Origin of the sequence: Bacillus sp. FJAT-49736 (assembly GCF_018343615.1) — a bacterium.
Taxonomy (GTDB): Bacteria; Bacillota; Bacilli; order Bacillales; family Bacillaceae_C; genus Margalitia.
This window is the reverse complement of record NZ_JAGYPI010000002.1, coordinates 191,029-208,858: the sequence shown is the minus strand read 5'-3', so window position 1 is coordinate 208,858 and position 17,830 is coordinate 191,029. Positions and strand designations below refer to the sequence as shown.

Annotated in this window: 14 protein-coding genes and 1 pseudogene; 9 read left to right on the top strand and 6 right to left on the bottom strand. The window is 36.1% G+C overall.

Annotation, left to right across the window (positions count from 1 at the left end; genetic code table 11):
- Positions 1-232 precede the first annotated feature (232 nt).
- The 3 genes from KHA87_RS12600 to KHA87_RS12590 all read left to right on the top strand — a co-directional run bounded on the left by KHA87_RS12600 (position 233) and on the right by KHA87_RS12590 (position 5,352).
- Positions 233-2,170, top strand: a complete 1,938-nt coding sequence (locus KHA87_RS12600; protein ID WP_213094516.1) for a sigma-54 interaction domain-containing protein — start codon at positions 233-235, stop codon at positions 2,168-2,170.
- Positions 2,171-2,307: 137 nt separating this feature from the next.
- On the top strand, positions 2,308-3,555 hold the full coding sequence (locus KHA87_RS12595) for a M20 family metallopeptidase (protein WP_213094515.1): 1,248 nt from the start codon (positions 2,308-2,310) through the stop codon (positions 3,553-3,555).
- A gap of 6 nt (positions 3,556-3,561) precedes the next feature.
- The gene (locus KHA87_RS12590) at positions 3,562-5,352 is read left to right on the top strand and encodes a S9 family peptidase (protein WP_213094514.1); all 1,791 of its coding nucleotides are present in this window, start codon (positions 3,562-3,564) and stop codon (positions 5,350-5,352) included.
- 143 nt (positions 5,353-5,495) lie between these two features.
- Here KHA87_RS12590 and pdxR read toward each other — a convergent pair whose 3' ends face one another.
- Complete coding sequence (gene pdxR, locus KHA87_RS12585; protein WP_213094513.1) at positions 5,496-6,908, bottom strand: MocR-like pyridoxine biosynthesis transcription factor PdxR; 1,413 nt, start codon at positions 6,906-6,908, stop codon at positions 5,496-5,498.
- A gap of 104 nt (positions 6,909-7,012) precedes the next feature.
- On the opposite strand from pdxR, the gene KHA87_RS12580 reads away from it, so the two are divergent.
- The 3 genes from KHA87_RS12580 to KHA87_RS12570 all read left to right on the top strand — a co-directional run bounded on the left by KHA87_RS12580 (position 7,013) and on the right by KHA87_RS12570 (position 8,947).
- Positions 7,013-7,576: a GNAT family N-acetyltransferase gene (locus tag KHA87_RS12580; RefSeq protein ID WP_213094512.1), complete on the top strand. Its 564-nt coding sequence runs from the start codon at positions 7,013-7,015 to the stop codon at positions 7,574-7,576.
- Positions 7,577-7,687: 111 nt separating this feature from the next.
- Positions 7,688-8,239: a GNAT family N-acetyltransferase gene (locus KHA87_RS12575; protein ID WP_213094511.1), complete on the top strand. Its 552-nt coding sequence runs from the start codon at positions 7,688-7,690 to the stop codon at positions 8,237-8,239.
- 159 nt (positions 8,240-8,398) lie between these two features.
- Positions 8,399-8,947: a GNAT family N-acetyltransferase gene (locus KHA87_RS12570; RefSeq protein ID WP_213094510.1), complete on the top strand. Its 549-nt coding sequence runs from the start codon at positions 8,399-8,401 to the stop codon at positions 8,945-8,947.
- Between the two features lie 471 nt (positions 8,948-9,418).
- Here KHA87_RS12570 and KHA87_RS12565 read toward each other — a convergent pair whose 3' ends face one another.
- From KHA87_RS12565 to speG, 3 genes are all read right to left on the bottom strand, one after another.
- On the bottom strand, positions 9,419-10,762 hold the full coding sequence (locus KHA87_RS12565) for an amino acid permease (protein WP_249310380.1): 1,344 nt from the start codon (positions 10,760-10,762) through the stop codon (positions 9,419-9,421).
- Positions 10,763-10,989: 227 nt separating this feature from the next.
- Complete coding sequence (locus KHA87_RS12560; protein WP_249310379.1) at positions 10,990-11,625, bottom strand: LysE family transporter; 636 nt, start codon at positions 11,623-11,625, stop codon at positions 10,990-10,992.
- Positions 11,626-11,808: 183 nt separating this feature from the next.
- Entirely contained in the window at positions 11,809-12,324 is a 516-nt protein-coding gene (gene speG / locus KHA87_RS12555; RefSeq protein ID WP_213094508.1) for a spermidine N1-acetyltransferase, read from the bottom strand.
- Positions 12,325-12,478: 154 nt separating this feature from the next.
- Here speG and KHA87_RS22635 point away from each other — a divergent pair.
- Together KHA87_RS22635 and KHA87_RS22630 are read left to right on the top strand one after the other, a co-directional pair.
- Positions 12,479-13,228: pseudogene (locus tag KHA87_RS22635) on the top strand (HAMP domain-containing protein); the annotation flags it as partial.
- A complete protein-coding gene (locus KHA87_RS22630; RefSeq protein WP_481748370.1) occupies positions 13,223-14,173 on the top strand; it encodes a methyl-accepting chemotaxis protein in 951 nt (316 codons plus the stop codon). The pseudogene KHA87_RS22635 and the gene KHA87_RS22630, both read left to right, overlap by 6 nt.
- 66 nt (positions 14,174-14,239) lie before the next feature.
- Here KHA87_RS22630 and KHA87_RS12545 read toward each other — a convergent pair whose 3' ends face one another.
- Positions 14,240-15,559, bottom strand: a complete 1,320-nt coding sequence (locus KHA87_RS12545) for a TrkH family potassium uptake protein (RefSeq protein ID WP_213095155.1) — start codon at positions 15,557-15,559, stop codon at positions 14,240-14,242.
- A gap of 1 nt (position 15,560) precedes the next feature.
- Complete coding sequence (locus KHA87_RS12540; protein ID WP_213095156.1) at positions 15,561-16,217, bottom strand: potassium channel family protein; 657 nt, start codon at positions 16,215-16,217, stop codon at positions 15,561-15,563.
- A 288-nt stretch (positions 16,218-16,505) separates the two neighbouring features.
- Between KHA87_RS12540 and KHA87_RS12535 the strand changes: the two genes are divergently transcribed.
- On the top strand, positions 16,506-17,807 hold the full coding sequence (locus KHA87_RS12535) for an ArsB/NhaD family transporter (RefSeq protein ID WP_349305593.1): 1,302 nt from the start codon (positions 16,506-16,508) through the stop codon (positions 17,805-17,807).
- The last annotated feature ends 23 nt before the right edge of the window (positions 17,808-17,830 follow it).

Here is a 17,830-nt window from a genome sequence, read left to right as displayed (position 1 = left end):
TGCAATTATGGAGATGATGGTTATGAATATTGGCGAAAAGTTGAAAAAGAGAATCTTTCTTCATATCTAATCCAAATAAAAAAATAAAAATCGGTGTTGGAATATTGGTATAATTTAAAAAAGATCTCATTTTGAAGGGGTGATTCCCATTATAAAAAAGATTTTACTAATTACCAAAAGTGATGAAACGTATTTTTTAATAAGAAAGCAGCTTCTGGATTTATTTAATAAATTGATATTAATAGAAAAGTATACTTTGTCTTGTCAACCTAATGAATTTGACTTTGTAATTGCGACGTACAAGCATGAGACATTCGAGGATATTCCAAGTAAAAAGAAATTACTGGCGAAGCGAACGATTAATACAGATGTTATAGAAAAACTGTTACAGCTTCCTGCGGATTCTTATTGTTACATTGCAAATAATACATATGAAGCCACTCTAGAATCTCTTGAGATGTTGCAGGGCTTTGGAATACGTTTAAAGATGTTGCCTTACCCAAAGGATGAAGTGGATATAGATCAAAATATAACAACTGTAGTCACTCATGATGTGAAATTAATAAACGCAAAAAGATTTAAAAATATCATTGAAATTGGAATGCGTCCATTAGATTTCTCAGCGATTATTGACATGGCAGTTCATCTTCAATTACCAATTAATACACATAGGGTATACAAAGCAACCAATATGGATGAGATTGTCCGGTTAAATATTAATTTATCTCAATCGATTAACCAAATAAGAAATGTATACCAACAAGTAGATGCCATAATCAATGCTACCCAGGAAGGGATCGTAACAATTAATTCCCATAACATTATTATTCAAGTGAATAAAGCGTTGTTAGGATTTTTGAAAAAAGAATCAAATCCAAGCTCTATCGTTGGCAAGAATTTCTCGGATATTTTTCCTTCACTTGATATTTATCATAATAAAGAACCACTTTTTTTCAATATAAACCAATTTCGTCTTATCGTTCAGCCCATTTCTATTACTTTATTAGATGGAGAACAGGGGATGATAATAGTATTTCGTGAAATAAAGAATATACAACAAACGGAAATGGCGATTAGGAAAAAAATTCATACTCCCGGATTCGTATCTAAGTATCAGTTCACGGATCTAATAGGACATTCACATCTATTAAAGGAAACTATCGAGAAAGCGAAAAAGTTGGGGCAGTTTGACCAGCCTGTGCTTATTAGTGGGGAAAATGGAACGGGGAAAGAAATCTTTGCCCATTCACTTCATCATGTTTCCAATAGAAGAAATCAGCCCTTTGTTCCGATTAATTTTGCTGGGCTACCGGAATCTTTGGCTGAAAGTGAACTATTTGGCTATGAAGATGGTGCCTTTACTGGTGCGAAAAAAGGCGGAAAACCTGGTTTCTTTGAACTAGCCCATAACGGGACGATTTTTTTAGATGAAATAGGCGATGCACCACCATCCATTCAAGCTTCACTTCTTAGAGTATTGCAGGAAAAGCAGATACTGCGTGTTGGGGGGACACAATTAATACCGGTCAATGTTCGGATTATTGCAGCCACTAATAAGGATTTGTTTAAGCTAGTAGAAGAAGGTAGATTCCGAGAGGATTTATACTACAGACTGAATGTCTTACCATTGCAAATACCTCCATTAAGAGAAAGAAAAGAAGATATATTACCGTTGGTAGAATATTTTTTCTCTAAGCAAACACCGAAGGCTATCTTCCTGTCGAAGGAGGTCAAGGAATATTTATTATCCTATTCATGGCCGGGAAATATAAGAGAGCTAGAAAATACAGTATATTATTTATCTGCCATTATTAGAGACGATACAGTTGAAGTGCATGATCTACCAAATAAGTTTTTGAATCCAATGCAAAAGGGACAAGATTCCATCGTGACTCATCTAGAATCGGAAGGGAGTTTATCTGAATTCAAATGGATACTATCCTATTTGCAGTTTGCTAAAGAAAATAATTTGAAAACAGGGCGTAACGCTATAGAAGAGTATTTTAAAAATGAACAAATTCCATCCCTTTCTGCACAACAAATAAAAAGTCGCATGTCTATCCTTAAGAAATATCATTTAGTTGAAATTGGTACGACAAGGCAAGGCAGTTGGATAACGAGTTTGGGGTTAGAAACTCTGAATGCTCTTTCGAATTATAGATTGAATTAGGTTTTTTAATAGAACCTAATTCAATCTAATTTTTTTATCTTAACGCTACATTTCCCGTTCAATCTTGATTTTTATTAGGATCAAATGTTGGCATGTTTCTTGCTATATATTGGGTAGGAGAAAGGAGAGAGTTAAGAATGCAAAAAATGATTGTGGAGTCGGTAGATAGGTTGCGAAATGAAATAATTCTACTTTTGCAGAAGATGATTCAAATTCCTAGTGTGAATCCTCCGGGAAACTATCAGGAAATCAGTGGATTTTTAGAAGAAAAGCTGAATGAATATGGCTTCCATGTTGAGGTTGTAGAAGTTCCAGCTTCCGTTAGTAATAAAAAAAATCTAACCACAGCACGAAAAAATGTAATTGCAACGTTAAAAGGAAGTGGAAAAGGTCGGTCTCTCATATTAAATGCTCATCTTGACACTGTTCCAGAAGATAACCCAACTAAATGGACTCATCCACCTTTTGCAGGATTGGTGGTAGATGGGAAAATATACGGTAGAGGGGCTACGGATTCGAAAGGAAGATTGGCAGCATATATTGGTGCGGTGCTAGCTTTGAAGCAGGCTGATATTCCTCTAGATGGAGATATCATTATTGCGGCTACATGTGATGAAGAAACAGGGGGAGAGCTTGGAGCTGGTTATTTGCTTCAGGAAAAATTGCTCAGAGGAGATTTTGCACTAGTAGAGGGTTACAGTCAGGAAATTATTAGAGCAATGGCTGGAGCCACACAAATTCGCATAATATCACACGGTAAGCCAGCTCATTCAGGGTTTAAATGGCAGGGGATTAATGCAATAGAAAAAATGGCAAAGGTTATAACTGGAATAGAGAGATTACAATTGGAGCTTCAAAGCGAGCCATCATCTATTGTTGGAATGAGATACACCACTATTAATATCGGTGTAATTAAGGGTGGAACAAAAGCAAATGTAGTTCCTGGAAGCTGTGAGGTAGAAGTGGACTTAAGAATTATTCCAGAGCATTCCAATGAACTAATCTTACAGAGAATACAAACGATGATTGATGAACTGCAAGCTGAGGATCCTCAAATGAATATTGTCGTAGAGAAGATGGGAGTTTTAGAGACCAATCCTACTATTACAGAGGAGAATCATCCACTAATTCTAGCATTGCAGCATGCAAGTAAAGCATTGAATGGCAAGGAGCTTCCTGTAATTGGCGTCATGGGACAATCGGATGCCCGTTGGTTTATAGAAAATGGTATTCCAGCGATTAATTACGGACCAGGAACAACCAATAACCGTGTTCATGGATATGATGAATGTATGGATATAGAGGATCTTATGAATACAGTAAAGGTGATTTCTTTATTTTGCAGGAATGTAACTAGCCAGGAAAAAATAATAACGAAGGAGTAAGATAAAATGATAACTTCTAAAAGAGTATCGTTAGAGCAATTTATGAAGCCATTTTCGATTTCAGCTTTCTCCGTTAGTCAAGATGAATCTTATATAGTTTATGGTACGAATACGACTGGGTCTTTTAATTTATGGAAAATGGATCTGAAAAATACAGAAATAAAACAGCAACTCAGCTCTCATAATCAATTTATAGAGTCTATTGCAGTGGGCAATGATTCAAATATTTATTTCACCAGTGATAAAGATGGAAATGAAAATATGCATATCTACTCAATCGATGATAACGGTGAGAATTGGAAGGATATTTGTGTAGAACAAGATTGCCGTTATTTTTTCGGTGCCTTTTCCGAAGATGGCTCTAAGCTCTATTACACATCTACAAAAGATAATCCTATACACCTTTCAATATTTTCGTATGATCTTCATGCCAATAAAGAGGAATTGCTGCACATAGGATATGGGGCGGAAACCCATTTGATGGGGGTTAGTCCAAATGGGAAGGATATCGCTTATTTTATAAGATACAATCATAGTAATATGAAAATCTGTCTAAAGAAGGCAGACCAGGAAATAGAGTTAATTCCTAATGCTGAACAAACATATCGTGTGTCAGACCTATGTTTTTTGACAGAGGACAGAATTTTGTTTACAACAAATTATAACGAAGAGTTCAATTATTTAGCAAGCTATGATGTTTCGACTGGATTATTCGAAAAGGTTTTATATATAGATAAACAAGATATTGAAAAAATTCAATACTTTACAAGTGAAAATCAAATCTATTTACAGTCGCGGAGCGGTCCAATCGATCGGCTATATGTATATAATATGGACGATAAGAGCTTAGTAGATTTAAAAGCACCAATGGACACCATTCAACAATTTGCTATAGGTGGTAGCGGAAAGGTTTATACAGCTGGTTCTTCTTCTACAAAGCCTATCACTTTATATCGAATGAATACTGATAGGGATTGGGAGGAATTAATTAAAAATCAAGTTCCTTTTGTGCCAGAAGATGACTTAGTGAAGCCAGAACGTATACAATATAAATCGTTCGATGGCTTGGAAATTGAAGGGATGTTTTATCAAGCGAAACAGGGAAAGTGGAATGGCCATACGATAATATATCCACATGGTGGTCCGCAGTATAATGAACAAATTTATTACGATGGATTCTTCCAATTTTTAATTTATAATGGATTCCATATTTTTGCACCAAATTTTAGAGGGACGCCTAACTATGGAACTTCATTTCTAAAAATGATTGAAGGAGATTGGGGAGGAGGTCCACGGTTAGATGTATTGTCAGGTATCGAGGCTCTTGCACAGCTAGGAAAGATTGATTCCGAAAAATTAATACTTTTTGGGGCAAGTTACGGTGGATTTTTATCTCTGCTACTATTTGGAAGACACCAAGATAAATTTAAAGCATGTATCGATATGTGTGGTCCAGTTAATCTATTTACATTTATTAAATGCTGCCCAGAACACTGGAAAGAAAGAATGGATTCTTGGATAGGTAATCCGGTAGAGAATCGGGAGCGATTAATAGAACAATCCCCTATTACTTATGTAGAAAATATGCTTAAGCCTATGTTAATCATTCAAGGAGCGAATGATCCGAGAGTAAAGAAATCGGAATCAGACCAAATGGTAGAAGCCTTAAAGAAAAATGGAGTGTTTGTAAAATATGTTGTCTTTGATGATGAGGGACATGGATTTTCCAAAAAAGAAAATGAAATGCTGGCATATAACTGTATTTGCGACTTTTTAATGAGAATTATAGTGGAATAGGCTTTTCCCTATATAATTATAAAAATTAATTTAGTCTTTCCATTTTAAAGTAATTATATAATCTAACAAAAGGAGAGCCAGCAGATTAATCTGTCAGCTCTCTTTTTAACTTTTACTTCGATCTTAAGTAATGTAGCAAATGGTTATGCATTTAACCATAACTTTGCTAACAATTTTATTCCTTCTTCCATTTTATTCTCATTCATACCGGCAAAACCGATAATAAATTCTTTCCCAGGATAGCAATCTTTGTTAATCCACGTAAAGGATGACGAAGCTATTCTTATTCCATTTTCCTTTGCTAACGTTATCATTTCATCTTCTGTTTTAGGACTGTTCACTATCAGAAGAACATGAAATCCTGCATCAGTCCCAAGTACCTTCGCATCTTCTCCAAAGTATTTCTTAATAGCAAAAAGTAGACTATCATGCTTCCTTCTGTATATTATCCTCATTCTACGGATATGTTTTTCTAAATAACCTTCTGCTATAAATGATTGTAAAGCATGTTGATGTAATCTGGATGAGCCCTGTTCAAATAGAATCGTATTTTTTAAGCCTGTAAAAATTGGCAATAATTCCTCGGGTAAAATCATATAAGCTACACAAATAGCTGGTGCAAGAACTTGAGAAAAGCTCCCAAAATAAATAACATTATTCCCTTGTTGAAGACCTTGTAAGGAAGGGATTGGCTTTCCGTGATACCTGAATTCTCCATCATAATCATCTTCGATAATGTAGCCATTTACTTCTCTAGCCCATTTTAGTAACTGCAGTCTTTTGGCAATTGGCATAATCATTCCCTTGGGAAATTGATGGGAGGGAGACACAACAGCAAGTCTTGCTCCACTGTTATAAAGTTCTGTGACAGAAATGCCATCTTTTTCTAGTCGAATAGGACTCACCTTATACCCATTAAGTTTAAATGTTTCTGGTATTAACAAATATCCCGGGTCCTCCACTGCAATATGACTTTGAGACTGTTGCTTTAAAATATGAGCAAGTAAAGCGGATAAATGATGTTGTTCTGCTCCTATTACTACTTGATTAGGTTTACATATTACTCCTCTATATTTTCTTAAATAGATAGAAATTTGTTCTCTTAAACCTTTTTCACCTTGGGGATCCCCATAAAATAATAGATTTTGTTCGGAGGAAATCAAAGATCTATTATAAACACGTCTCCATTCACTAAAAGGAAATAAACTGAAATCATTTTTAGAAATGTGAAAGTCAAACTCATAGTGTTGATTTCTAGGTAAGAGATTGGACGTTGTATCTAGTGGTTCATCTACTGTAAACGAAATGATATCTTCCAGCTTTTCTACGTAGAAACCACTTTTGGGCTTACTGACTATAAACCCCTCCGCAACAAGTTGATTATATGCTATTTCTACTGGGGTTGTACTTAATCCTAAAAAATCTGCTAATTTTCTAATGGATGGTAAACGACTATTATCAGGAATATTTCCAGTAACTATTTCATGCTTGTAATATTCATAAATACTAACATAATGAGGGATATCTTTTTCTAGCTGACGGAACCTAGGTAACATATATTTCTCCTATCTGTCCTTTAAAAAAAGAGAGAATTGTATATTTTTATCATGATAATTTCTTGATATAGTCAAAATTATAAGTCAAAAGGGGAGAAAAAACTATGAAAAATCATGAACAAAAAAGAATCTTAGAAGGAAATCTCGTATATTTAAAGCCTATTAGTATAAAGGATACGGACATATATTTAGAAACTCTTTTTAATCCAGAGACTCGTCGTTTAACAGGAACACAAGCTATTTTTACAAGAGAACAAATTTACGATTATCTTGAAAGAAAATCGAAAGACACGACAACAAGTATTTTACTGCTTATTATCGCTAAGGAGACAAATCAAGTAATTGGAGACATTGCCCTCCAGTCTATTGATCATCTAAATCGAAATGCGAATATACGAATTTCTATTGAAAATCAAGTGAATAGAGGGAAAGGTTATGGTACAGAAGCGCTTCAACTACTTCTTGAACATGGATTTGGAGTATTAAATTTGCATAGAATTGAACTAAATGTCTTTGCTTATAATGAGAAAGCTTATCAAGTTTATGAAAAGATTGGTTTTAAAAAGGAAGGCATTCAGCGAGATGCATTATACTATGATTTTAAATATCATGATTCCATTTTAATGGCTATTTTAGAAGAAGAATATAAAGAAAAATACAAGAAGTAACCTATGAATTTAATATATTGACTTATCGTTACAATGAATATAGCTAATTAAAGTAGCCTTTTTAATAAAGGTATTTTAATTATCGATTAAGGTTGCTTTGGAGGAAAAAGGATGACAGTGAACTCGAATCTATTCAATGGAAACAGAGTAAAATTAACAGCAGTGAGAGAAGAAGATGCAGAGGTTATGATATATTGGATGGAAGACGCTGAATATCTTCGTAACGTAGATACGGAATATGCATATCCCAAAACGAAGGAGCAGCTAGTAACCGACGAGAAAATATCGGCGAATGAAGTGTATTTCCGTATTAGAACTATTTCAGATGATACATTAATAGGCTTTGTCAGCATCCATAGCATGGAGTGGAATAATAGAACAGGAATACTAGCCGTTGGAATTGGTGACTCCAAATTCCGTAATAAAGGTTACGGGACTGAATCAATAAAGCTCATCCTTCAATATGCATTCAATGAACTAAATTTAGATCGTATAGGTTTGGAAGTTATAGAATACAATAAGGGTGGAATTAAAGCCTATCAGAAGGTTGGCTTTCAGCCGGAAGGTAGAAAGAGGTCTATGGTATATCGAGATGGAAAAAGATATGATGTTATTATGATGGGAATTTTAAGAGACGAGTGGGAAAATTTAAATGATTTGTAAAATGTGAATGAACCGAGTTGGAATTTAATAGATTCCAACTTTTTTGGTTTAGTTATGGTAATTAATGTTTGAATCAGAGCTAGCTTTGCTTTTTAAGGGACAAGGAAAAATATATTATGCTATTCTAAAGTGCCAGGTAAAATTTATAGAGGTGATAGCATGCGATTAGATTCTGAACGTATTTATATTAGGAGATTAACTATGCAAGACCTTAATGCGCTGCTAGATTTGCGATTGCGAAATAAAGAATTCCTCCAGACTTTTGAACCAATTGCTCCCCATTCTCATTATACTTTAGAAGGTCAACGGGATATATTAGAGAAAGTACAAAGGAATTGGGAAAGTGATTCTGGATATAGCTTTGGAATTTTCTTGAGAAGAAGTAATCAGCTTATGGGACGAATTAGTTTAAGTAATGTTGTTCGAGGAGCATGGGAAAGCTGTACAATGGGGTACTTCCTAGATGAGGAGTATAATGGACAGGGATTTACTACAGAAGCTGTTCGGTTGGCAATCCAATTCGCATTTGGATCTGCTGGATTACATAGGGTTCAAGCAGCGGTTATGCCTCGAAACGTAGGTTCTATTCGAGTTTTAGAAAAAGTGGGATTTCGGTATGATGGTTACTCTGAATATTATCTAAAAATCAATGGTCTATGGGAACATCACAATTTATACAGTATTACACGTGAGCATTGGCAAGGATAAAAAGCTTTTAATTATCTAACGAATGCTTGTATAAGCTGTATCGATTATAATTGTAGCTTTAGATAATCAAATACCCTTCGAAAATGAGAAGGGTATTTATGTGACTATTTTTGAACATCTCACCGGTTCTAATTTCAGTAATGGTACCTGTATCACCTTTATCTCAATCAATACTTCAATGGAGAATCCACTAGTTTTATTATAAATAAAGATAGTTTATCCCATTTGGTTGTGTGTAGGTCTAAAGTCTTGATTCGCGAGATTATACATGAAATTCGCGAGAATAAGCTTCATTTTTGCTAGAATATACGTAAAATTCACGAGAAAAGGTCCCATTTTCGCGAGAATATGCAAAATCATGCGAGAATCTGGCGCTTTCCTATTATAAAAACCACGTAAACAGCCGTATTAGAAGCCATTTTCGCGAAAATAAGCGAGTGTAAGTACTCTGTATTCAAGAAAACCAATAAATTAGCTGCTCGACACCTGCTTGGATTTTTTACTTTTAATAAAAGCCACGCACACTATGACAACTACTACACCAACACTAACATATAGGCCAGGTCGAATTTCTTTTTCTAATAAAGTCCCTGCGATAGCACTCAAAAGGAAAAGAATTCCTATAATAGAAAGTGTTATTTCCCATTTTTTTAATTTCAAAAGTCGATAAGCAGAAATTACAATAAAGAACCAATTAAATAAAAGCAAAATGCCGGCTGCGGTTGTAATATATTCATATATTTTCCCAGGTAATAGCAACGCAGTAATAATGGACATAAGCAGACCCGCTGTAGCTAGCCCAAGAGAAGGGAGGGGAAGGTCCTTCCACTTCTTTAATTTTTTTGCAAAAAAAGCTGGTGCATCTCCATCGTCAGCTAATGTAACTAGCAGCTGTGTTACTCCGAATAAGGATGCGGTCATGGTGGAGAAACCGGCAATTATAATGGCAGCATTAAAGACATGTGGAAAAAAAGGAAGATGGTAATCCTCCATCGCTTTTACAAATGGGCTTTCGTCTTCACGAAAAGCATGATAGGATTCCATGCAAACAGCAAGTCCAAGTGAAAGAACATAGATAATCGTTAGAACAATCAGCATTATAGTTCCTGCTTTTGGAGCTTCTTCTTTCTTTTTCAGTTGCATCGCCATAAGGCCAATGACTTCAATTCCGCCGAAAGCGTAAAAGGCATATATTAGTGCAGCACCAAAGCCTTTCCATCCATGGGGAAACAAGTCATTTGCCGAGTCAGGCAATCTTGGGTGGTGATCCTGTCCGTTTATCCAGCCAAAAATGGCGGCAGCTGCTAATATGATAAACATGATAATGGCTGCAGTTTTAAGAACGGCTAATATGTTTTCGATTTTATCAAAGCCCTTAGTCCCCATTAGCACAACGATGACAGAAAGAATCGCATAGCCGGCAGCGAAGACCCACAGTGGAACCTGGCTGAACCAAAATCGCGATAGAATAGACAAGGCGGTTAATTGGCTGCCCATTATTAAGATATTGGAACACCAATAATTCCACCCGGATGAAAATCCCGCCCAGCCTCCGTATGCCTTTTTCGCATAGTAGCAGAAAGAACCCTCCTGTGGATCCGCGGCAGTCATTTTGGCAAGCATATTAAATACAATATAAGTGCCGATTGCAGCTATAAGAAAGGAAAAAACAATAGAGGGCCCGGTTGTTTTAATTCCGATGCTCGAGCCGAGAAAATAGCCTGTTCCGATTGTACAGCCGACTCCGATCAACGATAATTGCCACCATTTCATGTCTCCGTGGGCCATCTGGCTTTTCTTCTTTGCATTCCCCAAAATACAAACCTCCTTCTGACTAATAATACTCTTTGTCAAAGAAGGTCTTAATATGTAATAGAAATGGAATTAAAAAAGGCTCTTTTCCTTAACTTTGTATCTTGGTCAGAAAATAATCTTAATATTGATCCGATTTTCGGTAATGAATGTTTTTCCTAAGGAAAGATGCCTCGAGCTAGGACTACTAGGATTTATAAGATTCAATGAAAACCTATACGAAAATGGCCTCAGAAAAACAATGCTTTAATCCCTTGACTGCCAAAATAGATTCCAAATGCAATCATGGATATACCTGAAACATAGGTAATAATCTTCAGGAAGTTTGTATGAAGGAACTTTCTGGAACCGCTCGACAGAATAGCTATAAAGACGTCCCAAAGCACTAATCCCAGAAATATCATGCTTGTACAAATAATGGTGTCAACAGGTCCATATTTCGTAGCAATCTTTGCTAAAACCGAACCATATATGCCTATCCAAAACATTATCGATAATGGATTCGTAATGGACATCGCAAAGCCTGTGAAAAAACAGGTGAATAAAGAATCTTTGTTGCGATCATTATCAAGCGTGAGCTTATTCCCGCTAACGATACTTTCCATTCCGGTATAAAATAAAACAAATGCACCGAAAAGCCATAAAAAAACTTGAATAAGGGGAATATTTATAAAGTTGGTAAATCCTAAATAGACAACAAGCATAAAGATTCCATCCGCAACCACCGCTCCGGCCCCAACCATCCAGGCATGAAAAAAACCGTTTTTGATGCCTTTATCAATTTCAGCGGAATTAACTGGTCCAATCGGAGCCGCTAATGTTAACCCTAAAAAAACATAACTGAGCAGTAAACCTCCACTTAACAATCGCATTCCCTCCAAGTAACGAACTTGTACATTTTATGTGGAAGGTTAGAAATATAAAACTACTACTTTTTTATTCTTCCAAAAAACGGAGGGAAAACACGAAAAGTTTTCTCCACCTGGCTCTTCTTCTATCAGGATGTTCTCTGTTTTTTGGAAAAGGTGAACGATCAAAAAAATCAACACTTATTGTAATTCCAAATACTGTTTTTGAAAAATACACATTCTAATGGCATTATGATACGTTCCATCCACAAAGAATTCATCAATAAACTCTCCTTCCTCTTGAAACCCCGCTTTTTTATAAATATGGATAGCCTTTTCATTTGTTGAATCCACAATTAAATAGAGCTTATGCATATTTAAGACGGAAAAGGCATAATCCATTGCCATTTTTGTCGCGGTACTGGCATATCCGTGGTTCTGATGCTTCGGGTCGATGATGATTTGAAATTCTGCCCGTCTATGGATGTAGTCAATTTCCACTAATTCTACGAGCCCAACCATTTCATCATCTTTTTCTAAAATAAACCTTCGTTCTCCTTGATCATGAATATGCTTATCATACAAATCTTGCAGCTCCACAAAGGCTTCATATGGCTCCTCGAACCAGTAGGACATAATTTTTGCATTGTTATTAAGTTTATGAATAAATTCCAAATCTTCTCTTTCTAAAGGCCTCAGTCTAATGTCGTCACTCATCCCAAAATCCTCCGTATACCAAATCGTTTTATCCTTAATATGATATTAATGTTTATTTCTAATTCATCCTTTTGTTTTAAAAACTCTCTAAACATTTTGCAAATATTGTCGAAATAATAAATAAGAGACTAAAAATTGTAAGGGAGAACACTTCATGAAAATGACCATTAAGAAAAAAATCATCTTAGGGTTTAGCTCCGTCATTTTATTACTATGTATTTTAGCGGGGATGTCGTATTTTCAATTAACTAATGTTAATAAAACGTATGATAATTTAATTAACGTTACCTCTAAAAAGGTTAATTTAGCGAACCAGCTTGAAACACTTTTTTATAAGCAAAGCTCAAGTATTCGCGGGTATCTTCTTACAGGAAGTCCGACTTATTATAATCAGTATCAAGTGGCAAACGATCATTACCAAGATACGATGAAAAAATTAGGTGTATTAGAAAAAAACTCTGTAGCAAAAAGACTCTATTCCACTATTGATGAGACAGATGACAAGTATTATGCAGCTATTGAGCATCAAGTGCAATTAAAAAATGATAATAAACAAGATGAATTAACGGAGTATACTAATAACACTGTTAAGGACCTTACACTTACATTTCAGCAAAGTATTGAGGCTCTTACGAAGCTTCATGAGGACGAGCTAGTAAAAGTGAATAAGAATACGAATGAAACAGTTAATAAAACCCAACAGTTATTAATCATTATCACTGTTGTAACCTTTATTATATCGATAATCATTGCGATATTTATTGGTCGTATCATCTCCAATCCAATTAAAAAAGTATCCAATGTAATGAAGCAAGTAGCTAAGGGGGACTTAAGCGTTGAGCCGTTGAAGGTAAAAAACCGAGATGAGATTGGAGAACTAGCGGATTCCTTTAACAAAATGGTTCAAGATCTTTCTTCTGTTGTACGGCAGGTTTCGGATTCGAGCTTACAGGTTGCTTCAAGCTCGGAGCAGCTAACAGCAAGTGCGCAACAAAGTACTAGCGCCGCAGAGCAAGTAACTCGAGTTATCACGGAAAACTCGGAAGGAACAGAACGTCAGCTGCAAACATTTGTTGAGGTATCGGCTTCGGTTTCAGAAATGGCACAAGGAATGGATCAAATTGCAGATGCCAGTGAAGATATGCTTCGAACCTCAGAAGAAACAAGAACACTTGCCGGCCACGGTGCAAACACTATAGCAAATATGGTTACGCAAATGAATGAAATTCATGTTTCGGTAGAAGAAGCAACAGGAATAATCCATACATTAGGACAGCGTTCAGATGAGATTAGAAGAATTACCGATATTATTACAGGTATTGCAGAGCAAACAAATCTTTTGGCATTAAATGCTGCTATTGAAGCTGCACGTGCCGGAGAGCAAGGAAAAGGCTTTGCTGTAGTTGCGGATGAGGTTCGCAAATTAGCAGAGGAATCAAGCAAATCCTCCGAGCAAATCTCAAAAATGATTACAGTAATTCAGGATGAAACGAAAAAGGCTGTATTATCCATGGAATCTGGAAATGAAAAAGTCGAAACAGGGCTTTCCTATACAACGGAAGCGAATGAATCCTTTACAAAAATTGCGAAGTCAATAGATAGCGTAACGGGTAAGGTAGCGGATGTTTCGTCCTCTGTAGAGGAAATTCAGGCAATTACGTCACAGATTGTTACAGCCATTCAGCATGCGAAAGAGGTTTCGGAGCAGGTTGCAGCAGGAAGCCAGGAAAATGCAGCTGCCTCAGAAGAACAATTGGCAACGATGGAGGAAATCACTAGCTCTGCTGAATCCCTGTCACACTTAGCGGATGAATTGCAGGTAGTAATATCAAAATTTAAATTATCATAACAGAGAAGGTGCATAAGAAGCCCTGGAAATCACCAGGAGCTTCTTATGCACCTTTTTTAGAGCGGTTCACCCCGTTAATATGTCCTCATGTGGATAACGAATGCTTGCCGATTCCGATTTTGCAATGGAAACAGCGAGAGTTAACGGTCCAAGTTTCCCTATAAACATCATGATCACAATGATTAGTTTGCCGATAATGGTTAGCTTTGTAGTTAATCCCATCGTTAGACCAACCGTTCCAAATGCTGAAATAACTTCAAATAATACTACTAGAAAAGGGGCCTTTTCAGTAATACATAAAATAAATACGGAAATTAATATTGCAAGTAATGCAATGCTTGATATGGCTAAAGACTTTAATAATATGGAATAGGAAATAGATCGTTTTGCTAATACAATATCCTTTTTTCCTTTAATAAAAGTAATAACAGAAAGAACTATTACGATAAATGTGGTTAATTTAATCCCGCCTCCTGTTGAGGCACTGCCTGCTCCAACAAACATTAATAATAAAAATATTAAAGCAGTTGGCTCTTTTAAACCACTAATGTCAATAGTTTCAAAACCAGCTGTTCTAGTTGTCACCGCTTGAAAATAGGAAGCCCATATTTTATCTGAAGTAGATAAGGGACCCAAGGTAAGCGGATTATGATACTCCAGGATGAAAATAAATGCCATTGCAAGTAAATTGGTCGCGATTGTTCCGATAATCATAATCTTCGAATGGAGACTAAGCTTGCGAAAGCTTTTCTTATACCAAATATCAGATAAAACAGTAAAACCGATTCCTCCAAGGATGATGAGACCTGTTATGCCAATATTTACGATAGGATCACCAACGTAACCTATCAAATTGTCGGACCATTGTGCAAATCCAGCGTTATTAAATGCGGAAATAGAGTGGAAGAAGCTGTAAAAAGCACCTTTCCAAAACCCGTACTCAGGGATCCACCTAATCGATAAAAACAACATAGCAATAAATTCAATTGCAAAGGAAAACAGAAATAAATTGCGAACGAGTTTTATGACACCGCCTAAGGATGTTTGGTTAAGGGTTTGCTGAATAAGAATACGTTCTTTTAGCCCTATCTTTTTGCCAAGCATAATAAAAATTAAGAGGGCAAAGGAAACGATTCCTAAGCCGCCTAATTGAATTAAGGATACAATAACAAATTGACCGAACATGGTATATTCTTTTGCTGAATCGATGGTGGAAAGACCAGTCACTGTCATTGCGGAAGTTGCAGTAAATAAAGCATCTACCCATCGAACATAATGGAAGGATGCTATGGGCAATTTTAATAGGCAGGTTCCTAAAAGAATTGCCGTGAAAAACACGAAAATAAGAAGCTGGGAAGGGCTTAGGTGTATAACCTTATGTTTTATTTTAGACACCTTCTTCCTCGAATCTGTTAATATCTTCGTTTTTTCCGATGACTATCAGCACATCGCCTTTAAATATTTTATCTTGTGCCATTGGAGAAACTACAATATCTGCTCCTCTTTTTATGGCGACGATATTACATCCATATTTTGCGCGAACATCTAAATCGGCTAAGGTTTGAAGGTGAATTTTTTCGGTTGCCATAATTTCAACGATTCCATATTCCTTTGACAGCTCAATATAATCCAATATTTTTTCAGATACGACATGGTGGGCAATTCTTTTTGCCATATCCCTTTCCGGGTTAATGATGCGATCGACACCGATTTTAGCCAGCACCTTTTCGTGATAGTTATTTTGAGCTTTGGCCCAAACCTCTTTTACTCCCATGTCTTTCAGCAATAACGAGGTGAGAATACTCGCCTCAATATCATCTCCAAAGGATACAAAAACCAGGTCAAAATTACGAATACCTAAGTTTTTTAAAGTCATTTCATCGATTGTATTGGCTTGAACTGCTGCAGTTGCATATTGTGCCATTTCATTCACTTTATCCATATCTTTGTCAACTGCTAGTACTTCAGTAGACAACTCGTGAAACTCTTGTACAAGGCTGCCTCCAAAGCGCCCAAGTCCAAATACAGCTAATTGCTTTTTCATCATACTTATCCTCTCCTGATTAAGAACAAACATCTTAAAGTATTTTTCCCTAATAGCTAAAAATAAATTTTATGGAACACATTTACTAGTGATATCAATATCATAATGGAAAGAGGTTGCGAAAAAAAGAATTTTTTGATATGATAGTGCCAATTGAATAAGTACGTGCAATATCGGAGGAGCCTGTCATTTAGGGCTCCTTTTTTGTGTTCATTTGGATAATTTTTCCTGATTGATAATAGAGATTGTTATTCTATGTGAAGGAAATACTATCTTAGAAAAAAGAAAATAAAGAGAGAAGAGGGGAAGCTTATGTCTAACGAAGCACTTATTGCTATTATTATCTTTTTTTTAACCTATGGATTAATCATTTCTGAAAAAATCCATCGTACGATCATTGCGATGCTTGGTGGAGGATTGATGGTCGTATTTGGAATTGTGAACCAAGAGTCTGCCATTCACCATATTGATTTTAATACAATCGGTCTATTAATCGGAATGATGATTATTGTTTCCATTACTGCAGAAACAGGAGTATTTAAGTATGTTGCTATTTGGTCAGCAAAGAAAGTAAAAGGAAGGCCGCTGTCTATCCTCATTGTACTTTCCATTATTACCGCGGTGGGTTCGGCATTTTTAGATAATGTTACAACTGTTCTCTTGATGGTTCCTATTACCTTCAGCATTACAAGACAGCTTGGGATAAATCCAATGCCATTTCTTATTTCAGAAATTCTCATGTCCAATATTGGAGGAACGGCTACAATGATTGGCGATCCTCCAAATATTATGATAGGAAGTGCGGTTGAATCCATTACCTTTATGGACTTTATTACGAATTTGGCGCCGATTGTCCTTGTCATCATGGTTGTTACGATGATTCTGCTTGTACTGTTTTATCGGAAAGGGCTTCATGTTTCGGATAAAACAAGAGAACGAATTATGCAGCTTAATGAAAAAGATGAAATTGCGGATAAAACCTTGATGATAAAATCATTAATCGTGATGGGGCTAACGATTGCGGGATTTTTTATCCATCAAATGGTCCATGTTGAGTCCGCAACTGTTGCCTTATTGGGAGCATTTATATTGTTGATTTTGGCAGGGGAGAGCCATCTAGAAAGTGCTCTTTCAAAAGTAGAATGGACAACTATCTTCTTTTTCGTAGGTCTCTTTGTCCTCGTTTCAGGATTGGTTGAGACAGGAGTAATTGCGAAGGTTGCCACATACACTATTAATCTAACTGGCGGCAACGAAACTTCCACGTCCTTCTTGATATTATGGTTAAGTGCTATAGCTTCCGCGTTTGTGGATAATATCCCATTCGTCGCAACTATGATCCCTTTAATCGAGCAAATGGGATCGCTCGGGATTCACGATTTGGAGCCATTATGGTGGAGTCTTGCTTTGGGGGCGTGCTTAGGAGGAAACGGAACATTGATAGGTGCAAGTGCCAACTTGATTGTTGCAGGAATGGCAGGGAAAGAAGGACATAAGATTTCTTTCATTAAGTATTCATTAATAGGATTGCCGATTATGATCATTAGTGTGGCAATTTCCATGGTGTATATTTATTTTAAGTATTTATAACTCGCTGAAAATTGGATATGAAA